This is a genomic window from Vibrio metschnikovii CIP 69.14 (assembly GCF_000176155.1).
GTDB classification, from domain to species: Bacteria; Pseudomonadota; Gammaproteobacteria; order Enterobacterales; family Vibrionaceae; genus Vibrio; species Vibrio metschnikovii.
On the sequence record NZ_ACZO01000006.1, the window covers coordinates 1,290,104 to 1,308,585 of the forward strand.

At 43.5% G+C, this 18,482-nt stretch carries 10 protein-coding genes; 4 read left to right on the forward strand and 6 right to left on the reverse strand.

Annotation, left to right across the window (positions count from 1 at the left end; all coding sequences use genetic code 11):
- Positions 1 to 145: 145 nt before the first annotated feature.
- From truA to nagE, 4 genes are all read right to left on the reverse strand, one after another.
- Positions 146 to 940, reverse strand: coding sequence for a tRNA pseudouridine(38-40) synthase TruA (gene truA / locus VIB_RS09250; RefSeq protein WP_004395683.1), 795 nt, complete (start codon positions 938 to 940; stop codon positions 146 to 148).
- A 95-nt stretch (positions 941 to 1,035) separates the two neighbouring features.
- Positions 1,036 to 5,601, reverse strand: a complete 4,566-nt coding sequence (locus tag VIB_RS09255; protein WP_040904530.1) for a FimV/HubP family polar landmark protein — start codon at positions 5,599 to 5,601, stop codon at positions 1,036 to 1,038.
- A gap of 425 nt (positions 5,602 to 6,026) precedes the next feature.
- Positions 6,027 to 7,697, reverse strand: coding sequence for a glutamine--tRNA ligase (gene glnS, locus VIB_RS09260; protein WP_004395685.1), 1,671 nt, complete (start codon positions 7,695 to 7,697; stop codon positions 6,027 to 6,029).
- 321 nt (positions 7,698 to 8,018) lie between these two features.
- On the reverse strand, positions 8,019 to 9,491 hold the full coding sequence (gene nagE / locus VIB_RS09265) for an N-acetylglucosamine-specific PTS transporter subunit IIBC (protein WP_040904532.1): 1,473 nt from the start codon (positions 9,489 to 9,491) through the stop codon (positions 8,019 to 8,021).
- A gap of 568 nt (positions 9,492 to 10,059) precedes the next feature.
- Between nagE and nagA the strand changes: the two genes are divergently transcribed.
- The 3 genes from nagA to asnB all read left to right on the forward strand — a co-directional run bounded on the left by nagA (position 10,060) and on the right by asnB (position 14,391).
- Positions 10,060 to 11,196, forward strand: coding sequence for an N-acetylglucosamine-6-phosphate deacetylase (gene nagA, locus VIB_RS09270; RefSeq protein ID WP_040904534.1), 1,137 nt, complete (start codon positions 10,060 to 10,062; stop codon positions 11,194 to 11,196).
- Between the two features lie 2 nt (positions 11,197 to 11,198).
- On the forward strand, positions 11,199 to 12,413 hold the full coding sequence (gene nagC / locus VIB_RS09275) for a DNA-binding transcriptional regulator NagC (RefSeq protein ID WP_004395688.1): 1,215 nt from the start codon (positions 11,199 to 11,201) through the stop codon (positions 12,411 to 12,413).
- A 313-nt stretch (positions 12,414 to 12,726) separates the two neighbouring features.
- A complete protein-coding gene (gene asnB / locus VIB_RS09280; RefSeq protein ID WP_004395689.1) occupies positions 12,727 to 14,391 on the forward strand; it encodes an asparagine synthase B in 1,665 nt (554 codons plus the stop codon).
- 85 nt (positions 14,392 to 14,476) lie between these two features.
- Here the strand turns inward: asnB and rfaH are convergent, their stop codons facing one another.
- Entirely contained in the window at positions 14,477 to 14,986 is a 510-nt protein-coding gene (gene rfaH, locus VIB_RS09285; protein ID WP_040904536.1) for a transcription/translation regulatory transformer protein RfaH, read from the reverse strand.
- Positions 14,987 to 15,727: 741 nt separating this feature from the next.
- Here rfaH and dtpA point away from each other — a divergent pair.
- Positions 15,728 to 17,215, forward strand: coding sequence for a dipeptide/tripeptide permease DtpA (gene dtpA / locus VIB_RS09290; protein WP_004395692.1), 1,488 nt, complete (start codon positions 15,728 to 15,730; stop codon positions 17,213 to 17,215).
- Positions 17,216 to 17,398: 183 nt separating this feature from the next.
- On the opposite strand, the gene hemH is transcribed toward dtpA, so the two are convergent.
- Positions 17,399 to 18,361 (reverse strand): ferrochelatase, encoded by a 963-nt coding sequence (hemH, locus tag VIB_RS09295; RefSeq protein WP_004395693.1) that lies wholly within the window; start codon positions 18,359 to 18,361, stop codon positions 17,399 to 17,401.
- Positions 18,362 to 18,482: the final 121 nt, after the last annotated feature.

The window sequence follows — 18,482 nt, forward strand, 5'->3', positions numbered from 1 at the left end:
TCCCGCGCTAGTGCGAAAGATATAAATTAGACATAAACGCGTGGGATTAAAGCATACAAAACCGCAACTGTAGACAAAAAACTGGTTGTACCTATTTCTTTGCCCAATCAATATGCATCTGTGTATTGGAAGCTATTTGCTCCAGTTAGTTCAAATTCTCTGCTAAAAATAGCGGCCCCAGTGGCGCTTTGGGTAATTCAAACTGCGCAGGATAATCGACAGCAACGAGATACAAGCCTTCAGCCTTGGCCGTTGCGGCAGCTAATTTGCGATCTTTGGCTGCCAATAACCACTCTATCCATTGTGGTTCTTTCTCTCCACGTCCGACTTCAATCAAACTACCGACAATATTACGCACCATATGATGAACAAAAGCATTCGCTTTTATATCAACGACAACATAACGCTCATGGCGAGAAACATTCAGGTGCATAATATTACGCCAAGGACTACGAGACTGGCAATGTACCGCTCGAAAAGAAGTAAAATCATTTTCACCCAATAAATATTGACCTGCCAGCTGCATTCGCTGAACGTCTAATTCTGGATGATAATGACTTACTCCCGAAGATAGGATCCCCGGGCGATAAGCATGATTATAGATAACGTATCGATAACGACGCGCCGTCGCACTAAAACGAGCATGAAAATCGTCGGCAACCACTTTCGCCCATCGAACAGCGATATCCTTCGGTAAGTTAGCGTTAGCACCCATCGTCCATGCAGCCATGTTACGTTCAGCTGTCGTATCAAAGTGGACAACCTGCCCTGTACCATGCACTCCTGCATCGGTACGTCCAGCACATTGAACCTCTACCGGATGATTCGCGATAATCGACAGAGCTTTTTCAAGCTTTTCCTGTACGCTAATGACGTCTCGTTGCCGTTGCCAGCCAAAGTAATGGGTACCATCGTACTCAATACCCAGAGCAATTCTCATGTTCTGTTTCTCATTGAAAATGGGGCGGGCAGTATATACTGATCGCCAAACAACGTGAAGACACCTACGCCGCGAAAGTCATCCATCTTTACAGGCTATTGTCGACCATTGATCCTATCAATAAGGTATTTTGCCTGGCGACGAATTTCATCATCACCATCAACGATCGCTTCTTCCAGTAACTTGATTGCTCCTTTACTGTCATTCATTTCCAAGTAAATTTTCGCTAAATCAAGCTTACCGGCCGCTTCGGCATTATTGTCAACATCAAAATCAGTGATATCTCCAAGCACATCAGGAAATTCATCTAAACCGACATCCAGCTTAAGCGCTTCATCATCAGGATTTATCGAGCCTTCATCCCTTTCTACTTGAGCCATCAACTCATCAACGGTCATGAACTCACGCTTTTCAGGTGAAAAATCAACTACATCTTCCTGATTTTCCCAATTTTCCACTTCAACTTCAGGTTGCTGATTTTGTATTTCCTCTTGCCAGATCGCTTGATCTTCTTCCGGTATCTCATCAGGGATAACGGCTTTTTGATCCTCGGTTAAACTAAAACCATTCCAGTCTTCTCCACCCATTTGTAACATGGCATCAATATCCATGCCTGCACTGTCAATGGTTTTAGCATCTAACGGCGAATTAAACAGATCCATTGGACGAGCCATTGGGTCATTCAATAAATCCGTAAATTGTTGCTCATTGTACGCTTTACTGGATAACGTAGCGAAATCAATCGGCTCATCATTTTTATCCTCTGGCTCTGGCTCTGGCTCTGGCTCTGGCTCTGGCTCTGGCTCTGGCTCTGGCTCTGGCTCTGGCTCTGGCTCTGGCTCTGGCTCTGGCTCTGGCTCTGGCTCTGGCTCTGGCTCTGGCTCTGGCTCTGGCTCTGGCTCTGGCTCTGGCTCTGGCTCTGCAGGGATTGAAGCGGTGTCTTGCTGATCCGTCAAGTCTGAGTGTTCAGCAACCTGATGTGGTGTCTGTAACTCCTCTTGTTGATCAAAGTTAGCCATGATGTCATTAAGTTCAGCAGCATCTTCATCACCATCAAAAATAACCTCTGATTCGGTTTCAAATTCCGTATCGGCTAAGGCATCTTGCTCGGTATATTCAGCAAGCTCACTCTCATCAAAACTTAATGGACCGTCTTCCTGCTCTGAAGATGGCTCAAGGGCTGAGTCATCAGGTTGGCTATTATCGGGCTCGACAATGGCGTCATCGACATCATTGCCTATCGATTCTAAAGAAACATCACTGGATGGAGCTTTACTGTCCGGCTGAGCAAGTTCAGCCGGTTCGACGGATTCAGTTAACACTTTATCAACGTGGTCACTTTCTACCGCCACATCCGCATCTAACGATGACGCTTGCTCTTGTTGCGTGTCTGGTTGCTGTTCAAGCGTTTCTTGTTCAGCTACCTGATTGACAAGACTGCTTTCAGGCTCTGGTTCAGAGTCTAAATCATCACTCTCAGACTCATCTTCATTGAGGGATAATAATTCTTCTTCGCTTGGCATGGGCTGCTCTACTTGAACAGCCTCGTTACTCTCATCGGCACCTTGGCTATCAGTATCAGTAGCAACCGTCGAGGGCTCTGTCACCGAGTCCGCATCGACTTCCTCAACATCATCGTCTAAATCCGCCAAAGCGTCTTGTTCGGTATACTCGGCAAGCTGACTTTCATCAATATTTAATGGACCATCTTCCGACGGTTCAGCATGCTGACCATTCTCATCAATCGATTCAGGGTCTTGATCCTCAATGGTCTCTAGAGCGGCATCAAAGGCGATATCCTCACTATCAGAATCAGACTGCTGGGGTTCAAGCTGCTCAATATCACTCAGCCGATCATCGTCATCGACACTTTCTAACATCGAATCCAAATCAAATGACGGCGCTTGATCTACTTGCGTTTCTGGTTGCTCTTCAAGCGTATCTTGATCTGCTACCTGATTGACAAGACTGCTTTCCGGCTCTGGATCTGAGTCATCATTCTCTAACTCATCGCTATCAACGGATAATGACTCTTCTTCACTTGGTACGTGCTGTTCCGGTTGAACAGCATCATTCTCATCGGCGTCTTCAGTATCAGTAGTAACGCTCGATGGCTCTGTCACCGAGTCAGTATCGAGTTGCTCAATATCATCGTCTAAATCCGCCAAGGCGTCTTGCTCGGTATACTCGGCAAGCTCACTCTCATCAATGCTTAGCGGCCCTTCTGTTTCTGGTAAAACTGGCGCATCAGGCTCTTCATCGATTAAATGAGCAACATCGCTAACCTCGGTTTGCTCGATTAACGGTTCATTCTCTGACTCAGTAGGGTCACTTTGCGCAGCTTGTGGCTCACCATCGGTGGCAATAGAGGCTTGATCTTCACTTTCAAAGCTCGATTCAACATCTGTTTTCTCCCCTTCTTCAACCTCTAGTATTTCTTCAGGTGTATCTGTTTTGGTAGAAGGTTCGCTGACTTCACCATCAAGCGCAGAGACCTCTTGTTTGGCTTCATCGATACTCGGCGATGGTGCATCTAAAGGTTCTATCGGTTCGGGATCTTCATCATCAACCAACCAATCTTCATCTTGTGGAACACCAAATTCATTCGCTAGCGGTTCTGGATCACTCGCGCTAGCCGCTTCTCCCCCTTCAATCTGAGGATCAAAATCAAATTCCTCCTCCTCAACTGGCTGGTTAAGCGTTGATTCATCCTTATCCTCAAGATGAATATCATCAAGTAACGGATCTTGTGCTGGAGCATTACTGATCAGATCATCGATAAAGTTATTGCTATCGAACTCACTATCTTCAACTTCAGCCTGCTGCTCAATTTCGAGTAGTTCATCGAGAAACTCAGTTCCATCATCCAATGATACATTGATCGCTTCTTGTAGATCAGATTCGACGGACTCATTGCTCTCTACTTTTGGCTCTTGCTCATCAATCCATTCATCTAATAATGTCGGGCTGTCGTGATCAAATGACAGCGCTTCATCAACGTCAGATTCATCGAGTAGTTCATCAAGTAATTTATCAACAGCGGTATCTAAATCTTGTTCCGATAACTCATCACTCACCAATAATTCATCGAGTAATTCGGTACTATCATCGTCCAAGGAAAGATCCAGATCGTCCCCAACCAAACCATCTAATAAGTCGTCTAATACTTCATCTGCTTGATCTGGCTCTGTCGTTTGTGATTGAATGCTGTCTAAAAGCGAGTCCAACTCTTCATCTGAGGTAAGCTCTGGCCCACTATCAATACTGTCTGCTTTAAGCTCATCAAGTTGACTATCTAAGTCAAGCTCCGCATCATCGACCTCAGCTTCCATGAGTAACTCATCAAGTAACGCTTGATCAACTTCATTGCCTGATAAAAGCTCATCCTCGTCACCGGCTAATAAAGCATCCATCGCGTCTTGAGACAGTGGGTCTTCTTCTGCGAGATCAAAGTCTTCTTCATCAAGTTCATCACTTGATGGCTGATTTTCCGCTAAATCGGCAAAATTGGTATCCAAATCACCATCGTCATCAATACCAGCGAAAGGATCATCATCTTCGTCAAGATTTAAATCCATGTCGCCTTCATCAAGAGAAGCAAAGACATCCTCTTCTTCAGCCATATCATCGCCGTACAATATTTCGCTACTGTCAGATTCACCGAAGAGATCATCATCAAGTAAAAGATCATCGTCTCCTAGCTCTTCTCCCTCTTCAGGTAAAACTGGAGCAACTGGTGGCGGAGCGACTTTCTCTTCTGTTGATGATTGAACCGGCTCTGGCTGATCGGCTTTCGAGCGGCGACTCAATAGAAGCATGACTATACCCGCAATCAGTAAACCGGGTATCAGTGCTAATAGCGCGACAAACCAAGTACTGGATAATAATTGCTCCCACGTAGAAGGGCCTTGCTGAACTTGTTGATTATTGCGTCGGTCTTCATTTAATAAGCGTTCAACTTCAGCGCGGATTCGATTGTCATCACCCAATTCATGCTTTAACTCACTCACCTCAGATTGCATTTGTGCTAGTAGAAGTCGTAACTGATGATTTTTTTCTTCTAAAGCGAGAAGTTCGGCTTGCGCAACGTCAGTGAGTGGCGCAGGTGCAGGGATTGGATCAGGAGCAACGCTTGGCGCCGGTTGTTCAACCAGCGGTGATGCTTCCGTAACGGGTGGTGCGACTGGAGGACGTGCAGGCGTTGGGACAGCCGCGACCGCTGGTTCTGGTGCTCCCGTTAAACGCGCTTGATGAGCCGTCATAATCGTGATCGCTTCTTGCGTTGACGCACGATTAATCTGTTCTATCGATGGTATCCGCAGAGTGCTTCCGGGCAATAAACTATGAATATTTTGATTTTCAAACGCTTGAGGGTTTAAACGATAAATGGCTAATAACGTTTGCTGAACTGAAACATTGGCTGATGGCCTTAATTGCGTTGCAATAGACCACAATGTGTCTTGGGCCGATGTGGGGCCGAAAAAGCGTGAAGGCTCAGAATTGTTGGTGGTATTTTGTCCCATATCACGACTAAAACGCGGAGCAGATTGCACTTCACCGTTTGGGCCGATGAGACGAATGACTTCTGCACTAACGATAGAAGTCTGAGTCACGGCGACGATCGTTAATGGCAACAGCCATCGCTTAAAAAATTGACGCATAAAAGGCTCAGCTCTGTGCTTTAAAAATGAATATGACCTAAACAACTTAACAATGCAGGTAGACGGCAAGTGCGTGAATCTCCGTGAACATAAACAAACCAAACTAATACAGCCTAACACCGCTGCAACGTTAAGTAAGATGGGAATACAACGATCTGTTAAATATATCGGATTACCCCAGTAAAACTATAGGGACTAATACAAAAAATGTGCCTTACCTACAATAATCGCAGGAATCTCACACAAATATCTGGCAGACCCGCTCTTTTTCTTACCTTACCCCTGATTCTAAGCTACTTGAAGATTCCGATAGGAGCAAGCAGACATCCCCCTCGAAGCATCACATGAGAAAGAAAACCAATAAAAAAGCCAACCTAAAAGTCGGTTGGCTTGGTGTAAATCATCGTAGATAGACGTAAAGCGGCTTACTCTTGGTCTATTTTTGCCCAAGTATCACGCAAACCAACCGTACGGTTAAAAACTAGTGAATCAGGTCGCGAGTCTTTGATATCTGCGCAGAAATATCCCATACGTTCAAACTGATAACCAAATTCAGGCTGAGCATCCTTCAAGCTTGGTTCGACAAAACCATGCATGGTGATCAATGAGTCAGGGTTAATTGTTGCCGCAAAGTTATCTGCCGCGGCAGGATTTGCCACCGTAAATAAGCGATCGTATAAACGGAATTGAGCAGGCAAGGCTTTATCTGCTGAAACCCAATGAATAACCCCTTTGACTTTACGTCCATCGGCTGGATTTTTGCCCAGCGTGTCTGGATCATAAGTGCAGTAAATGGTTGTTATGTTACCTTGTTGATCTTTCTCAATACGCTCAGCTTTAATGATATAAGCACCACGTAGGCGCACTTCTTTACCTAAGACCAAACGCTTATATTTTTTGTTGCCTTCTTCACGAAAATCTTCACGTTCAATCCAAATTTCACGCGTGAAAGGCACTTCTCGCTCACCCATCTCTGGTTTATTAGGATGATTGGCGACCGTAAGCAGCTCAACACTATTTTCAGCAAAATTTTCAATGACAATTTTCACTGGATCAAGTACAGCCATAGCACGAGGTGCATTCTCATTGAGATCGTCACGGATACAAGACTCAAGAGAGCTAAACTCGATCATATTGTCTTGCTTAGTGACCCCAATACGCTTACAAAACTCACGAATAGAAGCAGGAGTAAAACCACGACGGCGCAGACCAGAGATGGTCGGCATGCGTGGGTCATCCCACCCTTCGACCAGCTTTTCAACCACCAACTGATTGAGCTTACGTTTTGACATCACCGTGTATTCTAGATTTAGACGGCTGAATTCATACTGTCTTGGATGACAATCGATGGTGATGTTGTCTAATACCCAGTCGTACAAACGGCGGTTGTCTTGAAATTCCAGAGTACACAATGAGTGAGTAATGCCTTCGAGCGCATCAGAGATACAGTGCGTAAAATCATACATCGGATAAATGCACCATTTATCGCCGGTTTGGTGATGCTCTGCAAAACGCACGCGGTATAACACCGGATCACGCATCACCATAAATGAAGACGCCATATCAATTTTTGCACGAAGACAAGCTTGGCCCTCTGCAAACTCACCAGCACGCATTTTTTCAAATAAAGCCAGGTTTTCTTCAATCGGACGATCACGATATGGGCTATTTTTACCCGCTTGAGTTAATGTTCCACGGTATTCACGAATTTGCTCAGGAGTCAGCTCTTCAACATAAGCCAACCCTTTATTAATCAGTTCTACTGCGTACAAATACAGTTGGTCGAAGTAATCGGATGAATAACGAACATTACCAGACCACTCAAAGCCTAGCCAATTAACGTCTTTCTTAATTGATTCAACGTATTCAAGATCTTCTTTTTCTGGGTTGGTGTCATCAAAACGCAGATTACACTGGCCTTGATAGTCTTGAGCAATACCAAAATTCAGACAAATCGACTTCGCATGCCCAATGTGTAGATAACCGTTCGGTTCTGGCGGAAAACGAGTCTGTACGCTAGTGTGTTTACCATCCGCTAAATCTTTATCAATAATTTGGCGAATGAAATTCGATGGACGAGCCTCAGCTTCACTCATCTATAGCACCTCAAAATTTATTAGTATTGTCAGAAATGATTTTCTACGTTATGAGTTGGCGATCTCCAACTCAACATAGGTATTACCACCAATCATCCACAATTCCGCCCTATTTCACAATAAAAACTGCGGTTTTCAGACGAATATTTACCAGAACTGGCGGTATAAGTGACCTAATCTATCGTTTTATACCCTAACGATGTCAATCAGGATCTTTTCGCAAGCAAAACAAAAGCCTTCACTAATGTGAAGGCTTCAGAATAATCACCAGCCATTGAGGCCGCTCACCGTAGTGATCAAGCTCGCTCTGCGATTGAGAGATTATTGTTGTGATTTGGAATCTATCGATTTCATTTCACCAGCAATGATTTCCGCTAAAGGACCAAGAATGACTTGTAAATTATTGGTCCCTAGTTTAACCACGCCCATTGCGCCTAATGCTTTTAACTGTTTCTCATCAATGATTGACATATCTTTTACGGTTAAACGTAAACGAGTAATACAAGCATCAATATTCGATAAGTTTTCATGGCCACCAAGTACTTCTAAGTACTGTTTTGCTAATTCAGAAGACTCTTGTGAACCTTTAACCGAGCTCACGGCTTCGTCATCATCTTCACGACCCGGAGTTTTTAAACCAAACTTCAAAATTACGGTACGGAAAACCACATAGTAGATAACAAAGAATACTAAACCTTGAACAATCAGCATGTACCACTGTACGGCTAGCGGGTTACGTGAAGATAATACCATATCGACCAAACCAGCGGAGAAACCAAAGCCAGCGATCCACTGCATTGAAGCAGCAATAAATACCGACAAACCAGTGAGTACCGCGTGCAAGAGGTACAGTAGAGGAGCAAGGAACATGAACGAAAACTCTAGCGGCTCTGTCACCCCAGTAAAGAAAGAGGCAAAACCTGCCGCAATCATAATGCCTGCTACTTTTTCTTTATTCTTAGCCGTAGATGTATGATAAATAGCCAGCGCTGCACCGGGTAAACCAAACATCATGATCGGGAAGAAACCCGCTTGGTACATACCTGTTACGCCAGGAATAGCCACGCCTTCAGCAATCGATTTTGCACCACCAAGGAAGTTCGGAATATCATTAATACCTGCAACATCAAACCAAAACACAGAGTTAAGAGCATGGTGTAAACCCACAGGGATCAATAGACGGTTGAAGAATGCGTAGATACCCGCACCCGTCGCACCTAAACCTTGGATAGATTCGCCAAAAGAAACCAAACCACCATAAACGGCAGGCCAAACGTACATTAGTACGAAGGCGATAAGAATACCGGCAAATGAGGTTAAAATGGGCACTAAACGCTTACCAGAGAAAAAGGCGAGCGCTTTATGTAACTCAACCGTTGAATAGCGATTATAAATTTCTGCCGAAACAATCCCGACCAGAATGCCGACAAATTGGTTATTAATTTTTCCAAAAGCTGCAGGAACAGCGGCTAAATCAATACCTTGAATCTGTGCTACCGATCCAGGCGACAGCAGGGTTGTCACCACCAAAAAGCCAACGAAGCCCGCCAAGGCTGCTGAGCCATCTTTATCTTTTGACATCCCGAATGCGACACCAATAGCAAACAGTACTGACATATTGTCAATAATCGCTGCACCCGCTTTAATTAGGAATGCCGCTAAGGCGGAGTTTGCACCCCAACCCGTTGGGTCAATCCAGTAGCCAACCCCCATCAAAATGGCTGCCGCAGGTAATGTCGCGACAGGCACCATCAGGGCCTTACCTACTTTTTGAAAATATCCAAGAATATTCACCTTAAGTTCCCCCTATAGGATTTTTGTATATGTTGAGCTACTTATTTTGATCGCCCAATTTAGTCACTGTCAGTTTATGCCATTAATTTTGCTCCGCAAATTAAAACCTTATCAATTGTGATCATAATCACCAGAAAGCAGCGAAATTGAGCAATTTTGCTAGCAGGATCATAAAACTTATTTTACCATATAAAAAAACAAACCTTTGCCGCTATCCTTAACCAAGAAGATAGCTTATAAAGCACCAGTCAAAGATAGATTATTGACTAAATCGATAACCTATTCAGCGATGATTTCTTTATATAACAAGGTGTTCAAAAACTTATTTTTGCTTACGATTTTGGTAAGCACACGATTGATAGATATTTCGCGAACTAATTGAAGTTGAGATGCCCGACTTACTGGGAGAAAAAGTAGGCCATACCACTATATTTACTTATTGGCTGGCCTCGATAACCTCCTGCTAAATCACCATGGCTCTCATCGTTTTGAGTAACAGTACGCAGACTTCAAGTCGCAAGGATATCAACACAATGAAGCTCCCCCGATAGATAAGGATTAACTGATTATGTATGCGCTCACAAACTGCAAAATCTACACTGGTAGTGATAAGTTAACTGATCATGCCGTTATCGTGGATAACGACATCATTCAAGCTATCTGTCCGATAAATCAACTTCCATCGGCGATCAATCATTTTGATCTCAATGGTGCCAATCTCTGTCCTGGATTTATTGATTTGCAACTCAATGGCTGTGGTGGCGTGATGTTTAATGATCAAATCTCAGCAGATACCATCCAAGTGATGCATCAGGCGAACTTAAAATCCGGTTGTACTAGTTTTCTCCCGACATTGATTACTTCGTCAGATCACGATATTCAACAAGCCATCAGCGCACAACGTGAGTACCAAAAAAAATACCCACATCAATCTCTCGGTCTGCATTTAGAAGGGCCTTACTTGAATGTAATGAAAAAAGGCATTCATAGTGTTGATTTCATTCGTCAGTCAGATCAAGCGATGATTGACTTCATTTGTCAAAATAACGATGTCGTAACTAAAGTCACCTTAGCACCAGAAAATAATGACTTGCGACATATTGAGCAACTCGTTGACGCGGGCATTATTGTTTCTATCGGCCACAGCAATGCCACTTATGCAGAAGCTCGTAAAAGCTTTGCTGCAGGAATCTCTTTCGCAACCCATCTTTTCAATGCAATGACACCGATGGCTGGTCGTGAACCCGGCGTTGTTGGTGCCATTTATGACACACCCGAAGTCTATACGGGAGTCATCGCTGATGGTTTTCATGTTGATTACGCTAACATCCGTATTGCTCACAAAATAAAAGGCGATAAGCTCGTATTAGTGACCGATGCCACAGCTCCTGCAGGCGCTGAAATGGATTACTTTATTTTTGTCGGTAAGAAAGTATATTACCGAGACGGCAAGTGTGTTGATGAACACGGTACACTTGGCGGCTCAGCCTTAACGATGATTGAAGCAGTCCAAAATACGGTTGAGCATGTCGGAATCGCTTTAGATGAAGCATTGCGGATGGCCAGCTTATATCCAGCGAAAGCCATCGGTGTTGATAAGACGTTAGGTCGCATTAAACCAGGCTATATTGCTAACCTGACCATTTTTGACCGTGACTTCAATGTAAAAGCGACAGTAGTGAATGGACAATACGAGCAAAAGTAATCATGAATGGCGGACAAATAGGTAATGTAGATCTCGTTAAGCAGCTCAATAGCGCAGCTGTTTATCGCTTAATCGACCAACAGGGGCCAATTTCGCGCATCCAAGTTGCCGATGTCAGTCAACTTGCACCAGCAAGTGTGACAAAAATAACCCGCCAACTCCTAGAAAGAGGGTTGATTAAAGAAGTCGCACAGCAAGCCTCGACCGGTGGACGACGTGCGATCTCTTTAACCACGGAAGTCGAACCATTTCATTCTATCGCCGTCAGATTAGGTCGCGATTATATTCAGCTGAGCCTGTATAATTTGGGAGGCCAAGAACTGGCTTGCTCTTCCTATGAGTTTCATTACGCTCATCAACCTCAGCTAATCGAAGGGTTAATTCATCATTTAAAAGCCTTTCTTGCCCAACAACAAAGTAATATTAAACAATTAATTGCGATTGGTATTGCTTTACCCGGTCTCGTTAACCCTGAGCTCGGCGTTGTTGAATATATGCCCAATATTGAAATTGATGCGCTTGGGCTTGGCGATATTATTCGAGACCACTTTCATGTTGAGTGTTTTGTCGGTAATGATGTGCGTGGCATGGCGCTGGCAGAACACTACTTTGGCGCGAGCCAAGACTGCCAAGATTCTATTTTAGTCAGCGTGCATCGTGGTACAGGAGCTGGAATCATTGTCAATGGACACGTTTTTCTAGGAACTAACCGCAACGTTGGCGAAATCGGCCATATCCAAATCGATCCTCTTGGTGAACAGTGTCAATGTGGAAATTTCGGTTGCTTAGAAACCGTCGCCAGCAATCCAGCCATCGTCGCTCGTGTCAAGAAACGGCTTGCTCAAGGTTACAAATCAAGTTTATCTGATCTGCCTAAAGTAACCATTGACGATATCTGTCAACACGCTTTGCAAGATGATGAGCTAGCGAAGCAAGCCCTAGTGCAAGTCGGTAATCAACTTGGTAAAGCAATAGCCATGACGATTAACTTATTTAACCCTCAGAAAGTCATCATCGCGGGTGATATTACTGCGGCTCAAGAGGTTATTTTTCCAGCTATTTTACGTAATGTTGAAAATCAGTCGTTACAGGCTTTTCATCGTCAGTTACCTATTGTGGCATCAACGATTGACAAGCGACCCACGATTGGGGCTTTTGCTATGATAAAACGAGCCATGCTTAATGGCGTTTTACTCCAGAAATTGCTCGAAGACTAAGGTCTATTGAGCCTCGTTGTTGTGCTCAACTCGCCACATTAATCCAGTCAGATCAGCGATTCCCTTTCTCTCCCCATGAACGTTGCCATTAACACGATTGGGGATATCGCCTTTCTAGTTATCCTTTCTCACACCTTCATTGCTGATTTATTAGACGCAAATTAGAACTCATTCACTGAAAAGCAATTTAAATTAGAAAAAATTCACCATAACAAGCAATGATTAATTATTTAAACAAAGAAGTGTTGCCTTTTTTAACCAAAATGGCAAATTAAAGCCATCTGATTAAACATCATCTAATTAAGGAAGCGGTATGTGTTCTATCTTTGGTATCTTAGACATCAAAAGCGACGCCAGTGCATTACGGACAATTGCCTTAGAAATGTCTAAAAAACTACGTCATCGTGGCCCCGACTGGTCTGGTATTTACACCTCTGAGCGCGCTATTCTTGCTCATGAGCGCTTAGCGATTGTCGGTCTAAACAGCGGTGCTCAGCCACTGTATAGCCCTGATAAAAAACTTATTCTTGCCGTTAATGGTGAAATTTATAACCACAAAGAAATTCGTGCCCGCTATCAAGATAAATACGACTTTCAAACCGATTCCGATTGTGAAGTCATTTTAGCCCTCTACCAAGATAAAGGCGCTGAATTACTCGAAGAACTCAATGGTATCTTTGCTTTTGCTCTTTATGACCAGGAAAAAGATCAATTCCTAATTGGCCGCGACCATATTGGCATCATCCCGCTCTATCAAGGTCACGATGAGCATGGCAACTACTATGTCGCCTCAGAAATGAAAGCATTAGTGCCGGTTTGTAAATCGATCAGTGAATTCCCTCCTGGCAGTTACTTTCGTTCAACCGATCCAGAACCTTACCGCTATTACCTACGCGATTGGACTGAATATGATGCTGTAAAAGGGAATATATCGAGTAAAGAAGAACTCACGGAAGCGTTAGAAGCGGCGGTCAAACGCCAGTTAATGACCGATGTACCTTATGGCGTATTATTATCTGGCGGGTTAGATTCTTCTATCACCTCAGCCATTGCCAAACGTTACGCCGCGATGCGTATTGAAGATGATGAACAATCGGCTGCGTGGTGGCCTCAACTGCACTCGTTTGCCATTGGTCTAGAAGGCGCACCTGATTTAAAAGCCGCTCGTGAAGTGGCTGAAAAAATCGGCACAATACATCATGAAATGACCTATACCATTCAAGAAGGGCTGGATGCGATTCGTGATGTGATTTATCACATTGAAACTTATGATGTGACGACCATTCGCGCTTCAACACCGATGTTTTTACTCGGACGAAAAATTAAAGCGATGGGCATAAAAATGGTGCTATCGGGTGAAGGCGCTGACGAAATATTTGGCGGGTATCTTTACTTTCATAAAGCGCCGAATGCGCAAGAGTTTCATGAAGAAACCGTCCGTAAGCTGCTCGCATTAAACCTATTTGATTGTGCTCGAGCGAATAAATCACTCGCGGCGTGGGGCGTTGAAGGACGAGTACCGTTCTTGGACAAAGAGTTTATTGATGTCGCGATGCGTCTCAACCCTGCCGACAAAATGTGTGGTAATGGTAAGATGGAAAAACACATCTTACGCGAATGCTTTCAAGACTATTTACCGGATTCCATTGCTTGGCGTCAAAAAGAGCAATTTTCCGATGGTGTCGGCTATAACTGGATAGACACCTTGAAATCAACCGCAGAAGCGAAAGTTAGCGATCAACAAATGGCAACGGCTAAATTCCGCTTTCCATACAATACGCCAACAACCAAAGAAGGCTATGTGTATCGAGAAATCTTTGAAGAGCTGTTCCCATTAGAGTCTGCAGCACGCTGTGTACCTGGTGGTCCATCCGTCGCCTGCTCCTCTGCCAAGGCCGTAGAATGGGATGAGTCTTTCAAAAACTGTATTGACCCTTCAGGTCGAGCAGTAAAAGCCGTACATAATGAAGCTTATTAATAACCTTCGATATAAATAATCAAGGCGCCTCTATGGCGCCTTGAGCTTTTCTACTTAATCATCAAACGCTCTCAACGACGCAAGCTCAATTGTCTAAGCGATGCTTAAGATCCAAATCTTTATTATCAATACTGATCACCACTGGCTGATTGATCATCTGCACCAACATCATAGAGCGTGCCTCACCGTCCGGCTCTTGATATAAAGCCCGAATACCACAAAACTGACCACCTTTAACTTCAATTTCTTGCCCTACTTCTGGTAATCCAAGTTGCTCGTGATCGGGTAGATATTCCAGTTTTTTTAGCTCGGTGATTAATGCTTCCGATAATTCTTTAGGTTCAGGGCCAAAACGAACAAAATCGACAACGCCACGTGTTGAACGTACAGTCGTAAACGTCGGTCCTTGCTTATAATCAAAACACACGAAAATATAAGACGGGAAAACGGGCTCTTGTACTTTTTTTCTTTTACCACGAAGAATTTTCTCAACTTCCATTTGCGGATAAAAACATTCAACCCCTTGATTTTCAAGATGGCTCTTTGCCCTTGCTTGTTCACCTCGCTTACAATAAAGCAGATACCAACCTTTCATAACCTTAGCCAACCTTCTTATTATGCTTTATTTACGCCACTTATGCATTTGGCAATAGAGAAAGTATACCTAAACTACTTGAAGTGGGAAGAGGATAAACACTCTGATCATCAATAGGGCTCGAAGCTAATATTCATTAGACGCCATCCCGTCACTTTATGCAGATGATCGTTTACTCAGCGCGGCTTAATAACAAACGACAACAATAATTAATCCAACAATCCATCCACGCCAAAAATGTAACCAAATGTGAAAACTTAGTTTTCACACAACATCAAGAGTAAAAAACGTTAGAAATATTTTATTTTTCAAAACACTACATTTTTAGCGATTTCTTTGTTTTCATTTTATGTCTTGCAGCACTATACGCTTAGCGGTATACGTATCGGTCAACGAAACAAATTATTACTAAATTTATAACCCAAACAACTGGATATTTAGCGTCAACAACTGAGGTTCGATAATGGCTTCCGTTGCTATAACCAAACGACTTGGAGTTGCAGGTAGGCGGCAAGTGAGTGACTCCCCATGAACATAGCCAAATGATGTGATTGGGATACACGAACGTAGCCAACACCGCTGCATCTTGAAGTAGGAAGGGTATACACGCTTCCGTTGCTATTCGGGAATAACAATAATTACATTAATAATCTCTGCGCTACCACCATCTCAGATAGGATTAACAATAACGATCTGCAAGAGTGGTAAGACAAACAGAGAGGCACTTACAGGAAGAGCGGTATGTCTGACTTGAATATATTCAAGCAACCTAAATCATTTTATTTGATTTTTTCAATTGAGTTTTGGGAACGATTTGGCTTCTACGGAATGCAAGCGATTTTGACGGTATATATGGTCAAAATCTTAGGTATGAGTGAGTCAACTTCATTTGTTCTATTTGGTGCATTCTCTGCTTTAGTTTATGGATTTGTTGCCGCTGGCGGCTGGATTGGCGATAAGATTATTGGTACAAAACGTGCCATCACGCTTGGTGCAATCATCTTAATGGTCGGTTATCTGTTATTAGGTTTATCCACAACGGATGGCCATTGGGGAGGGCCAACGCTAATTTACATTGCGATGGGATTCATCACTGTCGGTAATGGTTTATTTAAAGCCAATCCATCAAGTTTACTCTCCAAGGTTTATGCCGATAACGATCCTCGACTCGATGGTGCCTTTACGATGTACTATATGGCCATCAACCTTGGCTCCTTCTTTTCTATGATCATCACCCCGATAGTCGCTGAACGTGCGGGATATGGTATGGCATTTGGTGTGAGTGCGATTGGCCTAGCGATCACGGTAGTCAACTTTATGATGTGCTTAAAAATGCTCAAAAAAGTTGGTTCACCTGCCGATCTGAATCCTGTTAATCGTCGCTCATTAATGGTGGTTATCCTAGGCTCTGTACTCGCTAGCTTTATTTCTAGCTATCTATTACAAAACCTCTTCTTAGCCCATATGATTTTGGTCATAGCTGGCTTAACCATTCTGGGTTGCTATTTTAAAGAAACCTTTTCAATGACTGGCTTAGAACGTAGAAAGATGCTCGTCGCCTTTGCTCTTATGCTGCAAGGCGTGGTTTTTTTCGTACTCTACTTCCAGATGCCGACTTCATTAAACTTTTTTGCCATTCATAACGTTAGCCCAAGCCTGTTCGGTTTCCAAGTTGAACCAGAACAGTTCCAGGCACTTAACCCATTCTGGATCATGCTAGCAAGTCCGCTACTGGCGATGTTATACGGTAAGTTAGGTGAGCGTTTAGCGATGCCGTTTAAATTTGCCATTGGCATGGGATTATGCGCGCTTTCTTTCTTGGTACTTTCTTGGTCGACAAGTTTTGCGAACACTCAAGGGATCATCAGTTCAAACTGGTTAGTCATGAGCTATCTATTCCAGTCGATCGGTGAATTATTGGTATCAGGACTTGGCTTGGCGATGGTGGCACAACTAGTCCCACAACGTATGATGGGGTTTGCTATGGGTATGTGGTTTTTAACCTCGGCTGCAGCAGCTGTTGCCGCAGGATGGGTAGCTAGCTTAACCTCTGTCCCTGAACACATTACCACAGCGCAAGAATCACTGGCTATTTACGGTGACGTGTTTGGAAAAATTGGTTATGTCACAGCAGGAATCACTATCTTAACCTTTTTAATCGCGCCAATGCTGAGCAAAATTTGTCAAAGCACTACCGAGATTGAAACGCTAACTCCCGTTGAAGCATAAATCGCTTAATCGATACGGCCTCTCTTTGCTGTAGCGGTCACCTCCATTTAAAAAGCCAAACATCACCGTTTGGCTTTTTTATTATTTGCTGCAGCGTTAACGGTTTTTTGGAGTCAACAGCAGCACGGCTTTGGTTGCATTGCTAACCACCAGCGGAAACATTATCACAGCAAAACAACGGCCCTAATAACGAGCATGGATTAAATCAACCATCATCTCAATGTGCAGATCAGAATCATTAAGACAGGCAATATAGTTAAATGCTTCCCCTCCAGCCTCAAGAAAAAGATGTTTATTCTCTTCGCTAATTTCTTCCAACGTTTCTAAACAATCAACCGAAAATGCTGGGCAAATAATATCGATCTTTTTCATCCCCTGCGAAGGTAAAGCCTGCATAGTTTTATCGGTGTAGGGCTGTAACCACTCTTCTTTACCAAACTGCGATTGGTAAGTCATCATGACTTGTTGATCACTCAAACCTAATTCTTGTGCGAGTAAATGGGTCGTTTTCCGGCAGTGTTGAGGATAAATATCACCATTATCAGCGTAGCGTTTAGGTATGCCATGATAAGAGCAAATCAGTACATCACCTTGCCCTTTTTCACTCCACGAACTGCGAACTTTGTCCGCTAAAGCACGAATGTATAACGGATGGTCATGATAATCGGTAATAAAATCGATTTCCGGTATAACCCTTTGCGTTTTCATTGCTTTGGCTAAACCATCAAACACCGCTGCTGTCGTGGTTGCTGAATATTGTGGATAGAGCGGTAACACTATTATTTTTTCAACGCCTTGATCTCGTAACGCTTGCATACCACTCAGTAAACTTGGGTTTCCATAGGTCATTCCTAGTTCAACCGGATAATCAAGGCGCTGTTGAAGTTTCTCTTGTTGCCGCTTTGAATAAACCAATAACGGCGAGCCTTCATCCATCCAAACCGATTGATACAACTTAGCGACTCGAGGAGAGCGTAACGGTAAAATGACACCATGGAGTAATGGACACCATATCCAACGCGTCAAATCAACCACACGATGATCATGTAAAAACTGACTTAAAAATCGTTTGACGGCTTTAGGCGTCGGTTCATCTGGCGTGCCTAAATTAGCCAGCAATACACCAAGTTTTTTTTTCGTTTGCATAACTTCCATTGATTCAGTCCACAGAGAATAGTAAGTACGTCACAACAACCAAAAAGTTTAAAAAAAGCGACCGTCAAGGTCGCTTTTATGATCAATGCGTTAGTTAACCTAAACAAATTGA

Coding starts and splice junctions, on each gene's coding strand:
- nagA (WP_040904534.1), top strand. CDS start 10,060: ATGTATGCGCTCACAAACTGCAAAATCTACACTGGTAGTGATAAGTTA.
- asnB (WP_004395689.1), top strand. CDS start 12,727: ATGTGTTCTATCTTTGGTATCTTAGACATCAAAAGCGACGCCAGTGCA.
- VIB_RS09255 (WP_040904530.1), bottom strand. CDS start 5,601: ATGCGTCAATTTTTTAAGCGATGGCTGTTGCCATTAACGATCGTCGCC.
- hemH (WP_004395693.1), bottom strand. CDS start 18,361: ATGCAAACGAAAAAAAAACTTGGTGTATTGCTGGCTAATTTAGGCACG.
- truA (WP_004395683.1), bottom strand. CDS start 940: ATGAGAATTGCTCTGGGTATTGAGTACGATGGTACCCATTACTTTGGC.
- rfaH (WP_040904536.1), bottom strand. CDS start 14,986: ATGAAAGGTTGGTATCTGCTTTATTGTAAGCGAGGTGAACAAGCAAGG.
- dtpA (WP_004395692.1), top strand. CDS start 15,728: ATGTCTGACTTGAATATATTCAAGCAACCTAAATCATTTTATTTGATT.
- glnS (WP_004395685.1), bottom strand. CDS start 7,697: ATGAGTGAAGCTGAGGCTCGTCCATCGAATTTCATTCGCCAAATTATT.
- nagC (WP_004395688.1), top strand. CDS start 11,199: ATGAATGGCGGACAAATAGGTAATGTAGATCTCGTTAAGCAGCTCAAT.